This window comes from Candidatus Limousia pullorum (assembly GCF_057405065.1).
Map to the genome: position 1 here is coordinate 1133716 of NZ_CM171614.1, position 14244 is coordinate 1147959.

Annotated in this window: 14 protein-coding genes and 1 pseudogene; 4 read left to right on the forward strand and 11 right to left on the reverse strand. The window is 39.7% G+C overall.

Going from position 1 to position 14244, the window contains the following annotated elements; all coding sequences use genetic code 11:
- Nucleotides 1-43: 43 nt before the first annotated feature.
- Both CGICJO_RS04895 and CGICJO_RS04900 read right to left on the reverse strand, forming a co-directional pair.
- Nucleotides 44-511 (reverse strand): DUF4358 domain-containing protein, encoded by a 468-nt coding sequence (locus tag CGICJO_RS04895; protein WP_158096251.1) that lies wholly within the window; start codon nt 509-511, stop codon nt 44-46.
- A gap of 40 nt (nt 512-551) precedes the next feature.
- A complete protein-coding gene (locus CGICJO_RS04900) occupies nt 552-1499 on the reverse strand; it encodes a GDSL-type esterase/lipase family protein (protein ID WP_486499844.1) in 948 nt (315 codons plus the stop codon).
- Between the two features lie 559 nt (nt 1500-2058).
- Between CGICJO_RS04900 and tnpA the strand changes: the two are divergent.
- A pseudogene (gene tnpA / locus CGICJO_RS04905) lies at nt 2059-2493 on the forward strand (IS200/IS605 family transposase).
- Between the two features lie 135 nt (nt 2494-2628).
- On the opposite strand, the gene CGICJO_RS04910 reads toward tnpA, so the two are convergent.
- The 9 genes from CGICJO_RS04910 to CGICJO_RS04950 form a co-directional block, all read right to left on the reverse strand.
- Nucleotides 2629-3483: an ADP-ribosylglycohydrolase family protein gene (locus CGICJO_RS04910; RefSeq protein ID WP_486499845.1), complete on the reverse strand. Its 855-nt coding sequence runs from the start codon at nt 3481-3483 to the stop codon at nt 2629-2631.
- Nucleotides 3480-4133, reverse strand: coding sequence for a vWA domain-containing protein (locus tag CGICJO_RS04915; RefSeq protein WP_486499846.1), 654 nt, complete (start codon nt 4131-4133; stop codon nt 3480-3482). The genes CGICJO_RS04910 and CGICJO_RS04915 overlap by 4 nt, the downstream gene beginning before the upstream one ends.
- Nucleotides 4134-4213: 80 nt before the next feature.
- Nucleotides 4214-5224, reverse strand: a complete 1011-nt coding sequence (locus CGICJO_RS04920) for a macro domain-containing protein (RefSeq protein ID WP_486499847.1) — start codon at nt 5222-5224, stop codon at nt 4214-4216.
- A 49-nt stretch (nt 5225-5273) separates the two neighbouring features.
- A complete protein-coding gene (locus CGICJO_RS04925; protein ID WP_486499848.1) occupies nt 5274-5462 on the reverse strand; it encodes a hypothetical protein in 189 nt (62 codons plus the stop codon).
- 121 nt (nt 5463-5583) lie between these two features.
- Nucleotides 5584-7497, reverse strand: a complete 1914-nt coding sequence (locus tag CGICJO_RS04930) for a sigma-70 family RNA polymerase sigma factor (RefSeq protein ID WP_486499849.1) — start codon at nt 7495-7497, stop codon at nt 5584-5586.
- Between the two features lie 33 nt (nt 7498-7530).
- Nucleotides 7531-8646, reverse strand: a complete 1116-nt coding sequence (locus CGICJO_RS04935) for a hypothetical protein (RefSeq protein ID WP_486499850.1) — start codon at nt 8644-8646, stop codon at nt 7531-7533.
- A 97-nt stretch (nt 8647-8743) separates the two neighbouring features.
- Nucleotides 8744-8911, reverse strand: a complete 168-nt coding sequence (locus CGICJO_RS04940; protein ID WP_158096278.1) for a hypothetical protein — start codon at nt 8909-8911, stop codon at nt 8744-8746.
- Nucleotides 8912-9070: 159 nt separating this feature from the next.
- A complete protein-coding gene (locus tag CGICJO_RS04945; protein WP_486499851.1) occupies nt 9071-10717 on the reverse strand; it encodes a LuxR C-terminal-related transcriptional regulator in 1647 nt (548 codons plus the stop codon).
- A gap of 12 nt (nt 10718-10729) precedes the next feature.
- Nucleotides 10730-12079 carry an ABC transporter substrate-binding protein gene (locus CGICJO_RS04950; RefSeq protein ID WP_087378809.1) on the reverse strand — a complete coding sequence of 450 codons (1350 nt, stop codon included), beginning with the start codon at nt 12077-12079 and terminating at the stop codon, nt 10730-10732.
- Between the two features lie 423 nt (nt 12080-12502).
- Between CGICJO_RS04950 and CGICJO_RS04955 the strand changes: the two genes are divergently transcribed.
- The 3 genes from CGICJO_RS04955 to CGICJO_RS04965 all read left to right on the forward strand — a co-directional run bounded on the left by CGICJO_RS04955 (nt 12503) and on the right by CGICJO_RS04965 (nt 14226).
- Nucleotides 12503-12868, forward strand: a complete 366-nt coding sequence (locus CGICJO_RS04955) for a hypothetical protein (RefSeq protein ID WP_486499852.1) — start codon at nt 12503-12505, stop codon at nt 12866-12868.
- A 5-nt stretch (nt 12869-12873) separates the two neighbouring features.
- Nucleotides 12874-13149, forward strand: a complete 276-nt coding sequence (locus CGICJO_RS04960; RefSeq protein ID WP_486499853.1) for a zinc ribbon domain-containing protein — start codon at nt 12874-12876, stop codon at nt 13147-13149.
- Between the two features lie 189 nt (nt 13150-13338).
- Complete coding sequence (locus CGICJO_RS04965) at nt 13339-14226, forward strand: hypothetical protein (protein WP_087378815.1); 888 nt, start codon at nt 13339-13341, stop codon at nt 14224-14226.
- The last annotated feature ends 18 nt before the right edge of the window (nt 14227-14244 follow it).

Sequence of the window (14244 nt, forward strand, 5' to 3'; positions counted from 1 at the left end):
CAGACTATTCAAAAGTCTGCGGTGTTGTTTTGTATTGGTAAAATTACTTTATGTATTCTTCGATAATTGTTTTTGCAGTATCACCGTCGGAAACACAGAAGATAACATAGTTTCCGTAAAGCTCTATAACAGCGGCGTCAAGCTTTACCATTTCCTCAGGAATATAAAGCTCATAGCTGTTTTTCTGATAGTCAAGTCTTTTGTTTACTGCGTCGTAAGCTTTCTGAGCGTCTGCACTGTCTTTAAGCTTGAAGAGAGCGATTTCCTCTGCTGTAGCTCCTGTGCTTACGTATACTATCTGCTCTTCAGCATAATCTATGCCGTAAAGCTTTGATATCATATCGTCGTCAATCTTTGTCAGTGTATCTTTAAACTGAACCTGAGCCAGAAGATCGCCTGATAATTTTTCTATATCAAGTTCCTTGTTTTCACTGCCTGAGCATCCTGCAAAAGCAAAAAGTGTAAGAGCGCACATTGCAAGGCAGATAATCTTTTTGATTGTTTTTTTCATATTCATTCTCCTTTATATTATTTCAGTCCTTTATGTTTTCTCAAGGTGACACAGTGTGTGTCTTGAGATATTCAAGCCATGCTTCACATTCCGGAACACCGAAGTGTATTCCGTCTGTGGATGACTCCTCCGGCAGATATCCTTCGGAGTTGGCAACGGCTTTTTCGCAGTCTATATAGTAAACCTGTTTTTCAGCGGCGAGCTGTTGAAGCATTACGTTTAAGCTGTCTATTTTGGTTTTGTTGAAGCTTTCGCTGGCGTCGGAAGAGCTTTTTGTAACAGGGAGAATTGATTGAATATAAATTATAGCGTTGGGGTTTATTGCCCTTGTCTCGTCGATAATATCGCCGTATTCATCAATAAATACTTCGCTGTAAGGCCAGCTTGCTTCGTTTAATCCAAACATTATGTAAAGCTTTGAAAAAGATGTGCTTCTCAATGCGTCAATAGCTGTAACCATTGTTCCGTTAAGGTCTATGGTGGCGTCTGTAAATACTGTGCTTACGTTAAGTCCTCGGCTTGCATATGTAGTCATTGTGTTAAGGCCTGAGAAAAGTGCAAAGCCCTCTGTTCTTGAGTCTCCCATAAATACCGCATCGCTGAAATAGCTGTCATCAACAGGTGCCGACTGGGGAACAGGTGAGGAATAATCGTAACTGCCGTCTGAAGAGGATGATGACGGCTCTGTAGTTGTTTCTGATGCTGCTTCTGTAGTTTCTTCTGTGGTTGCTTCTGTGGTTTCTGTGGTTTCTTCCGTTGTTTCTTCTGAGGTGCTTTCAGACTCAGAGGTTTGTTCCGATGTGGATGTTGTTTCCGGATTTACAGAAAGCAGATTTCCGCTTATTAAACATATTACTCCGAAAATAACTGCCACAAATGCAATGGCACATACAATTAAAACGGCAACCTTTTTTTCCTGACTCAAAGGCTCTTTTTTGTACCTTCTTTTTCGTCTTTTGTTTTTGTCACTTGGTGATTCTTTGTTCACAAAAATTACTCCTTTATAAATGAGAAAAAGGTATGATAAAGGATAAACAAACCATCGTTTTTAAATGAGCAGGTTTACCCAATTGTTTACTGTTTTATTGTTAAGTATATATTATGATACAAATAAAATCAACAGAATTACCTTAAAAAACATCAATAAAAATGGGGCGAAAAATCAGAGAAAATTTAATTATTTTTCAGTATTAGCATATTAAAATCTGTTGATTAACTGAAATTTGAAATTATGTTGACATAAATACACAATTTAAATAAAGTAAGCCTGCCGCATTTTGTATAAACCTTAAATTTTTTTAACAGCTCAGAATAATAAAATTTTAAAATAGATTTTTGCTGTCAGATAATTTCTGATTTTTGATTTGCAGTATAAAAAACAAGGAGCAGTCAACAAAGACTGCTCCTTATTGTATATAGAAAACCACTCGCTAGGCGAGTGGTTCAAAAGAAGGCGACAGCCGGTGATGTAGAAAATAAAACTCCTTTTGTTGTAAAATAAGCTTGCGGTCTGGCAGCTGCAAGGACAACAAAAGGAGGACATTCAAATGAATGACATGAACATTTTATCACATACGAAATGGAATTGCAAATATCATATAGTGTTTGCGCCGAAGTATAGAAGAAAAGTGTTCTATAAAGAAAAAAGAATATAAGTAGGAAAAATATTAAGGCAATTATGTGAGTGAAAAAAAATAAAAATAATAGAAGCAGAAGTATGCCCAGATCATGTACATATGTTGGTAGAGATACCGCCGAAAGTATCAATATCAAGTTTTATGGGATACTTAAAGGGAAAAAGTAGTTTAATGATATACGAAAAGTTTCCGGAATTAAAGTACAAATACAGAAATAGAGAATTTTGGTGTAGAGGATATTATGTAGATATAGCTGGAAAAAATGCAAAGAAAATAGAGGAATATATAAAGCATCAGTTAGAAGAAGATAAGGCAGGAGAACAACTGACGATGCCTAATTTCTAAAACTCGTTTACGAGTAGCAAGTAACAAAATATGCAAATGTCAGATCGTACCAACGTGACGTGACACGTGGCTGGGAACAAAGGGTTATACCCGTCTATGAAATACCCCCGGCTTTGCCGGGGGATCATTATTTTATTAAATGTTTTGATAAGGTTTTCTTAACTCTGCGTTCTCTTTCTCCCAGCGGTTTACTATATCCATAAGCGGTTTATCGAGATAGGAGAGAGCTTTCTCTTTAATCCAATCCGGAATACCGTATGCGGCTTCTGCTATGCTTCCGGTTATAGCGGCAACTGTGTCGCTGTCGCCGCCTATAGATATGGCGTTTCTTATGGCGTCCTCAAAGTCTGTGCTCTCCAAAAAAGCGATTATTGCCTGAGGAACGGAACCCTGACAGGTAACGTCAAAGTCGTAGCCCGGTCGGATTTCGTCGAGGGTCTGAGAAAGATTGTAGCCGTATTTTTTCTCGATATGCTCTTTGACAGCCTTTTTGCAGTCATCAATGGTATTTGCATCTTTCTTTCGGTAGTAACGGCAAAGGAAAATTGCGTCTGCGGTTGCCATTGCTCCCTTTATGCCCTCAGGATGATTGTGTGTCACTTCGGAGGAAAGCTTTGCAATATCTTCAACCTCCTCCGGAATTTTTCCTGTTTTATCATAACAATCACAGTCAGTTATCCAGCCGCAGGGTGAAACACGCATTGCGGAACCGTTGCCGAAGCTGTTGTAAGGCTCACGTGTATCGGAAATAAGCCATGAAGTGAATTTTCCGCCGTAGCCTGCGCCGGGATACATTCTGCCGTATTTTTTCATAGCGTCGATAAAGTTATCACGCTTGCCGCCCTCCATGATTGCCTCAGCCACAGCGCAGGTCATAACCGTATCGTCTGTGAAAAAGCAGTCATCCTGAAAAAGCGGAAAATCCTTTGTTTTGATATTGTCCCACTCATAGATTGAACCTACAATATCTCCAACGATTGCTCCTATCATCTGCCTTTACCTCTCTTTCTCATGTCTTTTCTTATTCTGTCTAAGTGGCTCTGGGAAACAACACCGCATACACGGTACTCTGATACGGTATTTGATATTGTCTCGTAATTAAGCCTTGTGCCCTGTTTGTCGGGAACATAGTCCACCGCACGGTCTGCGCTTATACCGAATCTTCCTGCTGTTTCCACTGCGTCGATGTTAGCTCCCAGGAATATAAACTCCCAGCCGTATTTCTCTTTTTGAAGCTTTACCATCTCTTTAACCTGTGAGGCGTTATAAAAACGGCTGGCGTTCTCCATACCGTCTGTGATAATCACAAACATAACCTTTTCCGCACGGTAATCCTCGGCTGTGTTTTTCTGTACAGCTGTGATTTTCTCAATGGTTTTTCCCATAGCGTCCAGCAATGCGGTACAGCCGCCCACTGTATATTCTTTTTCAGTGATTGGGCTTACTGCACGGATGTCTATGCGGTCATGGAGAAGCTGGTAATATGTGTCGAAAAGCACTGTTGTGATAACACAGCTTCCGTCAATCTCTTTCTGCTTTTCCAGCATAGAGTTGAAACCGCCTATTGTATCGTTCTCAAGTCCGTGCATAGATCCGCTTTTATCAAGTATAAATACAAGTTCTGTCAAATTCTTTTTCATAATGAAGTCCCCCTTTGTTTTCTGTGTCTATATAATACAGCAAAGTGACTTCCTTTTGGTCGCTTTCAAAGCGACATCATTTAGTTTCCGCCCAGAAGGGGCTGGTCGTATGTAAACAGAACCTGGTTTATCTCAAATATATCATATATTTTGTTGATAATAAAATATTCCACAATTACATCGAATTTCTGACTGTGGGAAAGGGCATAGCCGGCTCTCTCCAGCAGGTCGTCGGTTTCTCTCAGTGAAAGCTCCAAGGCTATAGCCAAAGCCAAAATTGTGCGCTTGCTGGGCATATATCCGTTTCCTGTGCGGATTTTTGAAAAGAGCTTTCGGGAAATATTGGCTTTTTTGTAGACTTCGGCGTCGGTCTTTCCTTTTTTGTCAATAAGACCAAGTAAAGTGATATTGAAAGGTACGTCCATTTCCATAAGCATATCGTCCAGTCTTTTTGGGGCGGAAGCAGGCATAAAAGAGGAAAATGTCGGTGGGTTTTGCTCTCTGTATATAGCTTTGCTCTCTGTATCCAGCAGTCTTCTTCGTTCTTGATGATGTGCGTCGGCATATTTTTGGTCGATATAGCTTTTAACATCGCCTAAAAGCTTTTTGCTCACATTAAAGGACGATTTGTCGAATACGGCAAGATAAACATCCATGTCGTGGTCATTAAGAAAATCTTTAATAGCCGATACAGCCACCTTTAAAGCCTCGTCCTTTGGATATCCGTAAATACCGCTTGAGATAAGGGGAAAGGCAATGCTTTCACAGTTGTTTTCCAAAGCAAGTTTTAATGACTCAGTGTAAGATGAACGTAGAAGCTCTTCGCTTTTCTTCTTGTGCCAGCGGCTGTATACAGGCCCTGCGGCGTGAATTATAAACTTGGCAGGAAGATTAAAACCGGGAGTGACAGCGGCTTTTCCTGTTTCTATAGGGGAAAGCTTATTACATGCCGCCTGAAGCTGAACTGCACCGGCAGCATTAAAAATAGCTCCGCAAACTCCTCCGCCCATTAAAAGCTCTGTATTTGCGGCGTTGACAATAGCGTCAACCTGCATATGTGTTATATCCTGTCTGACAATAGTAAACGGCATACTTTAACCTCCCATAAATAAGTGTAATCATTATACTTTATAGGTAATTTTAATTCTGCTTTAAATTTCCGGTAACGGATATAATATTCATATATCTTCCGCCGTCGGTTTTTATCATATCTCTTTTTAAAGGAATGTCATTTGTTAACTCCTCTAAAATTTTAAGAGAATTAGGCCCCATCATATTTTCGGAAATAAAGTTTTTGTCGTATTTGTTTGTTTTAAAATATTCGTTCATTTTTATCACCACATAACTAAAAAACCTCAAAAGTGCTGCTTTTATTTTACACCACTTTTGAGGTTTATACAACTATTGAGTTTGAATTATGTGCCTGTAAAAATTATCGTATACAATCAGTTTAAAAATAGCTGTCGTCTTCCATGGGCATTATAGAAACATATTCACCGGTGTAGATATACGGGTCTAAGTCCCACTCCATCTTTAAAGACAGTGCCGCATCCAAAATAAAGCCAATATCCTTTTTAATCAGCTTGACCTGTTTTCCTGAAACATCTACAACCAATCCGTCCGCCACAGCATAGCCTGTACCCTCGAAAATTATTGAAAGTTCTTGGTCGGACCTATTTCTGAAAGCCTCCAGGCGTACTTTTACAGAGTCGCTGTCATTTGCTTCAATGGTTATAATTCCGGCGTTCCAGTCATTTCCGTTAATATACTGACCTATATATTCTTCAGAATTTCCGGAGCTTTCTGTATCCCACTTTGTATCAATAGGTTTCCAGCCAAAGTCCTCAACGGCTTCCTGATTGTTTGACTTTTCCGCAAGAGCAGAATCTAAGTTAAAGTCTCCTTCATATGTTTCTGACTCTACAGACAATGATACGCCGTCCTCTTTAATTTTATAAGTGTCAATTACATTAAGTTCGGCTCCTCCTGAACCAAATAGGAGCATGGTTCCGTCAGGATAAATATATAACTGTGAGCGCTCGCCTAAGGAATATTCGTCAATAAGCTTTTGCGGCTTGTTGTCTTTTGTGCCGTACACATCTACAACGTCTTTAAATTTAGAGCCGTAACCTATCAATAATTCGTCTGTTCCGTTTCCGTCTATATCGTAGTAATCGTAATAAAATCCTGTGAAATATGTTCCGTCATAACCGCCGTATTGATAATAATAATTCATCATAACATAGTTTATATTTGGAAATTCTGCGGTTTCATCGTTATGGTCAGCGCCCATTGCAAGGCTGTACTCATCAAGTATTGGTTTGTAAATCTCTTCCGGAGATAATTTTATTTCGTTTTCCGTTACTTCCTGAGTTTCCTGTGTAATCTGCTGAGTCTCCTGTGTGATTTGCTGTGTTTCCTGTTGTGGCTCTTCTTTCTGATTAAGCGCCACAATTCCTACAGTGGTTCCAATTATGACAGCGGCTGTAATACCGGCAATAATCTTTGCGGCGATACCTTTAGCGGCTGTTCCTCCCGCTGTTTTTACTGCGGGCTTGGTTGATGATTTTAATACATTTGCTGTATTAGTTCCGCCTGCTCCTGAAACAGCAGTACACTCCTGCTGGATAGACTGCAAAACAGCAGTATTGGGGATTTCCATGGCTTGTGCATCCATATTTTTGAAGAGCAGCAGCAAGAATGGAAGAGGTGCAAGGCTGTAAAGTTTTGTACCTTTCTTTTCCAGCTCTTTTACCTGCATTTCTATTTTCTTTCTTCCGTAAGAAAGTCTGGATTTTACAGTGTTCTCGCTGATACCAAGAGTCTGAGCTATTTCCTTTACGCTCATTTGTTCATAATAGAACATGCCGACTACAAGTCTCTGTTCATCGCTTAAAGAGTCGAGAATTTCTTTTACAAGTCTTGTTGTTTCTTTTTGGTCAATTACAACCTCAGGCAAATTTTCTGTTCTGTCATCTTCAAATTCTATAAAAGAATCATCCTCTGTAGACATTGTTGAGAACATCACAGGTTTAGTTTTTCTGAGATAATCGACTGCACTGTTATGAGCGATTCGTTTTATCCAGGCTCTAAACTTGTCCGGGTCCTGTAATTGAGAAAGATTTTTAAAGCCCTTTACATAGGAATCCTGAACAATATCCAAAATAGTATCTTCCGATTTTATCAATGCTTTTACGGTGAAATAAACATTGTTATATGTACGGTTATATAATTCCGTAATGGCGTTCTGATTTCCATTTTTAGCATTTTCAATCAAATTCAATGAAAAGCCCTGTGGTTCTCCGCACTTTGGACAGAGTTTTGAATCTGCCTCAAGTTTGGCGCCGCATTTAAAGCATTTCATATTTTCCCCTCCTGAATTTAATGATTAAGGATATTATACACCATAATCAGCGTTTATGTCAGCTTCCATTTTCGATTTATCCTCATAAATTCCGCCGACCTCAAAGTATACACTATTATCTACTAAATTACCGTTGGAATCGATTGTCAAATACTTTGCAACAATAAATCCGCTGGCGCCTGTAAAAGTTTTTTCTGTTTGATTTTCAAAATATTCACGGCCCAACCAGTAATAAGAGCCTGTTGTGTCAACTGTAAAAGGAATGATTGTAAATTCTTTCTTTGCAATTTCATAAGTATCTTCTGATAAGGTGAAATTGGAAAAATCTGTGCTGTTTGTACTCATATCAAGCTCTGTACCCTGACTGTCATGAAATCTTACACGTCTTTCTGTTTCTGCTGAAAATGCTTTTTCAAGTTTGCTGATAAGCTCTGTTCTGTCCTCTTCATTGATTTGAGAAAGATTATCCACATAAGAGTTCAAACCCTCTACGGTAATTGTTTTCTCTGTTTCCTTTAAAATATAGCCATTATCTGCAGCGTCTTTGGGAAGCTCTGCGGTAATTTTAATCTGATCTCCGTTTTTTATATCGAACTCTTTGTCCGCACGGTAGGTTATCAATGAATAGGGTTCGCCGGTGAATTTGTTTTGTATTTTCAATTCTGCATATGGGGAAGTGCCGGAATACTCTAAAACAACGCCGTTTTTTGTGTTAAAAATATCTTCAGAAAAAGCATCCACTTCAATGGGTTCCTTTAAACCATCTACTTTGAATGTTTTTTGACTTTCGGATACTGTTACTTTATTTTCTTTTGCAAATTCTTCGTCACAGGTTACACTTACCGTAACCTCATCGCCGTTTGAAAGACCGATTTCCTTGTCGAGCTGATAAGATATAGTTGTTTCAAATTGTGATATCCATCCTATTTTTTCAAATTCGTCCATTGAAATTTGTCCGTTCTTATCTCCGGCTAAATCCTGTTCAAGCTTTACAGTATCAACATTGTATACAGCCTTTCCCTGTCCGTCTACACCTGAAAATACAACTGTCACATAATCCATCAAATCAATTTTAGTGTTTCCACATCCTGCCAATCCTAAAATCATAATAACTGCTGCTGTTAAAAATAATATTTTTGTCTTTTTCATTTTCTGTTCCTCCTGATTATTTAAAATAAGATTAAAATTTGCCGGCAATATTAAAAAGGTGTTTTTTAATATTTACAGCAACTGAAATCACGCTGTGTTAATGCTTACCGGACGTATTGTTTTTTTCTTTTTTGGGCTTTTGATTTTCAGAATTCGTAAATAATATACTTAAAATTCTTTCCAAAAGCCATTTAGCCGTTATCGGGTCAAGCTGTTTTTCTTCTATAAAACCTTCAAATAGTCTGTAAAAATCATCTGTACCCACCTTTCATCACCTCTTTTTACTTCATAGACGTAAAAAATGTGGGTTAGGTTTTAAAAAATAAAAAAATTTTAAAAAAAGACAGATATATCAATTAGTTAATATAACTGATATATCTGTCTTAAAATGTTTTTTCTTTTATTGTTAATCTGATTAGCTCTGTTAACCAATATCCTTTGATTTTTCTTCCTCTTGCTTCATAATTGCGGAATAGCGCAAAAGCTGTTTCAGGGAATGTACGCCAAGCTTTGTGTAAATATTTCTGTTGTGAAAACGAACCGTGGATTCCTTTAGTCCTAACAAATTCACAATTTCCTTTACGGTTTTTCCGGAAATATAAAGATTTAATATCTCTTTTTCTCTTTCTGTAAGGAATTTAAGACCGTTCTTGAAATCCTCATAATCGTACGGATCGACTTCGTTCTTTCTGGAATACGCCAGCCTCTCCACCTGCTGAACGGTTTCATTGTGTGCGTTCTGAATTTTTTCAAGAGAAGTCAGCATATCCGCCTTTTCTCTTTTTATTTCGTCAAGTGCAGCTTCATTGATACGATCCTGTTCGGCAAGAAAAGCGAACAGGTCATCTATTTCCAAAATGCCTGAATGTCTGTCGTATTCTTTTTGCTTGAGCTGTTCCAGACTCTTTTTAATAGGTGACAGGTACCTGCGTGTAAAGAAATAACTGCATCCAATCGTTGCTGAAAGAATAAGCAGAACAAGCAGTAAAATACGCAGGGTATCATCAAAAACCCATCTGTCAAAGTCTTGTTTGGGGATAAGAGTCGTCAGAAAAAAGCTGTCGCTGTTCCTGCATAGATTAACTTGCTTTATAACACCGATATAAGATGAAGTATCTCCCCGAAATAAAGTCAGCCCACTTCCGAAAGGAGAGGGAATGTATACTCCGTCAGGCGGTAAATAATATCCATCCGTTATACCGCAGCTGAAACTGTCTGCATAATTTATAATGCTTTCTCTGCCTTTGTTAATCGTAAATACAGCGTGATCCAGCTTGGATGGCTGACTGAATGTGTGCTTGAAATAACTCTCGCTGATCTCAAACCCGCACAGTCCGTATACTGTTTTGTCTTTGCCTGTAATCGGGATTGTCATTAACATAACTCTTTCCGATGTTCCCGTAAGAGTAAATATATCGGAGATGCGATATGCGCTGGTCAGGGGAAGTTGGGCACTGTCCGTCAGCTCGTTGTAGTTTGGAAATAAATCAGTATTAAACTCCAACCGCCATTTTCTGTGAGGCATAACGCCGTGTTCTTTTCCGAGCTGTGTGAGTCCCCGATAAAGCAAAATACCGGTATCCGAGTAATCTAAAGAACTGCGCTGCAAATACAAACCCGTGTGAGAGTTTTCGGCATTATCCGCATCCGCATTTACCGTTGCATTCAGAACAATAAAGGCTCCTGAACAGTTGGCTTCAAGAAGCTTTTGCCTGAGTATATCGAAAGTTGCTTCCTGAACAGCGGCAATGTTTTCCTCTGAATCATTGATATCTGAAAAATCAATATGATTTTCTGAAAGGTAATTTTCAATAGCATCGGCAGTATCGACAGACAATTGAATGCTCATAACAGCCAATCCTTCAAAATGTGATTCAATTTGTCTGTGAAAAACATCAGCTTGGAAATCCAAAGTTTCAAAAGTTGTTTGCTCTGCGCCTGTAAATTGTCCTAATAACAGCAGTCCGGAAAACAGCAATGTCAGGACAAGCGCCGCAAGAATAAACATATAGGCTAAGAGCTTTCGCTTCATGGACTGCTTTTTACCTGTAAAACCGGACAACAATTTCATTCCGCCACCGCCTTACTCTATCGAGCGAAACAATTCCCATGTTTCATCAGCCAGCTTTGCGGCGTCTTCGCCGTTTGCAAATCTTTCAGTAAGCTGTGGCTGCATCTCCCGAAGCTTGTCATACAAAGCGTAGACTCTTTCGTAATATCCGGCAAAGGAAGGTTCTCTGACAGCGGTTGCCGTTTCGTTCACCTCTAAAAGCGTTGTATAAAGGTTTTCATATGCTTTGCTTTCGAAATCGTAATCTTTGATTTTTTCAAAGGAACCTTTGTTGACAGGCATGTATCCCGTTGATGCTACAAATTCAAGATTCCGTTCTTCCTCCGTGATATAGCGTGCAAATTCAGCAGCAGCCTCTGCTTTCTGCTCGGTAGTCTTGTACGAACAAAGTCCCACGCCGGCAAGTGTTACAAGCAGATCTGAGCCTTTTGTTTTCGGAAGCGGTACAACCTGCAAATTCATCGGTTCAGTTGTGTTATCGGGATATGTAATGACATCGTTGTAATAAAGAATGGACGCACTCGAACCGATACCGGCAATAACCTCGCCCGTCATCACCATGGTATTGGAATAAAGGTCGGAAACAACAATGTGTCCTTTGGAGATTGCCTCGGCAAATTCCAGCCACGACTCTTTGAGGATAGGATTATCGAAATCATACCAACCTTCCTCGGTGTAGAAGTTTTCAGCGCCTTTTGAAAGCGCATTCAGTTCAACACAGCGAATTGGATAATCCAATGCACAGAAAGGTTTGCCTCCCGACCATTCATAGTACTTTTCTGCAACGGCAAAGAAACCGTCCCAAGTGGATAGATCGTCATAGGATACGCTCATGTCCTTTGCAAAACAATCAAATTGTGTACCTGTAACATACAAAACATGGGTGGACTTAGAAACAGGAAATACCGCAAGGGTATCTCCTATTTTTCCGTCTTCCAAAAAGTCCGGCACATAATTGTTTAATTCTTCCTCGGTAAATATGTCATTCCAATTCAGTAAATTAGAAACGCCAAGTTCCTCTGCATTACTGCTGTGGCAGAAAAATAAATCCGGCATGGACGGAACACCCGGAACTTCGTTTTGAGCGTCCAGCAGCTTCTGTCCGATCTGAGAAGCGTTGGACATCATTGTGACATTTATGATTATGCCTTTATCCGCTCCCACTGTTTTGTTGAATTCTTCAATCAGCCGGTTCATGGGGGAGTCGGACTGTTCGCCGTAGACGTGCCACATGGTCAGCGTGACCGGATTATCGGGATCAAGTTTTGATTTTGAACTGCAGCCTGTCATGTTTAAACAAAAACCGGTAATGCTGAAAATCAGGAGCAGCCCTGCCAAAAAGAAAGATAGTGTTTTTTTCATGATTTCCTCCTCGTTGTAGATACTACAACAGACTTCCTATCTGGTTTCCTATCAAAATTACCTAAAATAAGTAAAAAACCAATATTTTTTTCAACTTAACCTATCAATTTGAGGGTTTTTGACGGGGTCAAAATAGGAAATCTTCTATATAATTTATTTGCAAGAGTACTTAAGGAGGGTATACAGTCTTGCTGTTCTATAAGAATTTTAACGGGGTACCCTTTTCTATAAGGAATATTTTCCGATAGAAAGAACTCTGTCTGCGTGCCAACGAAGTGTAGAGTTCCGCCCTGACTATCATGTGATTTATTTATATTATTATATATTATATCATATAATATTGGCTCAATCAACGGTAAAACGTGATTTCTTTTTAGTGAACTGTAGCTCATATTTTTACTTAAAAAGGAGGGATAAAATGAGATGGAAGAAAGAAAAACGGCTACATATGAAATCACTTCAGAGGCTGACGGCAACCGCTATCGTTTTTACTGTGATGTTTCAGGCGCACTGGTATGCATAACAAAGCCTTATCATGCGGATACACCTAAAGAGGAATTGATGCTGGCATGGGAAAAGGAAGGTAGACAGCATTTTAACAAATGCCGAAAATGCGGCAAATGGATTATCGATGCGGTGTATAATCCGGTGGTTTTTGAGTGCACCGACTGCGCTCCCTTTGAGTATGAAACAAGGTACTGCAAGTCATGCGGCGCAAAAATCAATGTTGATGCAGGTGAAAGGTTCTGTCCCGTGTGCAAAAAGAAATTACATTATGAAGGAGGTTGACATTCGTGGCAGAGAAAGAGGAATTAAGCTGGCTGGAGGAATGTGGATTCGGCCCAAAAGTAATGAAGAGCATGAAAGTGTGTCCTCACTGCGGGACTGTGGTAGACAACGAGCACAGAGTATGTCCGGATTGCGGTATGAGACTGCTTACAAAAACATTGTACGACCGTTACCGTGAAAGACACCTCTGCTGCGACAAATGCGGCACGGTGCTCGCCGATGATTCGAGATACTGTCCCCATTGCGGAAATTCTTTGTATCTGAAAGTGTCGGGAGATTAAGCTGTTCGGTGGTTGTTCATTGTCAGCACAAAGAGAAATTTAAACATAAAATAGTCATACTTCTTTCTATTTGGGTTATGCATTTAAGGGTGCGAAAGCAGTAACAGCCGACGCACCCTGTACCCGAAAAGATTTGTATACCGTGCATTCCGATATGAATATTAAAATAAACACAAGGAGGAAAACCGTATGAAAAGAATTCTTTTCCTGTTTTGTACAGCGATACTGGTTATCTTTTTATTGAGTGGATGTGTGGTATTGCCGGGCATCAACATGCCTGATTCCGGCGAAAAAGAAACCATAGACGGTAATTCTGTGACTGAGCCGGAAAATACTGAAACTGAGAACGACGATTTGAAATCACTGCAAGAGGAAATCCGTCAAAGGGGATGTACAGTCGGTGTGGCTTTTATTGGCTATGTAGACAGCGAAATTAACGAAGCCGATTTGTCTGCTTATATTGAACTCAGTGAAGCCGGTCAAACATATCCCTTCCTCCTTTATGAATCGCTTTTTATGACCGAGGGACAGGAGCTGTATGCCATAATTCCGGCTAATGAAAAAGGCAGAATAACTCTGTACCCGTCTGCTATGACGGAATACGGCGAATATGCAGATGACAAAAGCAATCCTCTTTATGAGGGAAAGCCCGGAGAGATTATTCTTCTTAGGTGTAATCTAAGCGAGATTTATTCAAATGTGCTTATCACCGCCGACGACGGCGTAAATTCTGTTGAATTTCGTCCTGAGCTCTCCATGGAAAACGGCAGGTTGGCAAAAATCTCCGGAGTGTACGATTTTTCGGTATACGAGGAATTTCCCGACGACAATTCGATACACGCTGCAATGGAAATTCTAATGGAAACCGACGAGGTAAAGTCTTACATGGAGCAGGGAATGTACCTTATGTATACCGGAGATATGCAGGTGATAAATGACCGTGCCTGTCTGCTTTTTACTCTGGGAACGGATAATGAAGAACAATTTGTCGGAGAGCACTATTACGGCGTATGTGACAATTTTATATATGTCTATGATGAAATGGACGGTACATGGACGACTATGGGAGCCGGATAAACCGAAAGGATGATATAA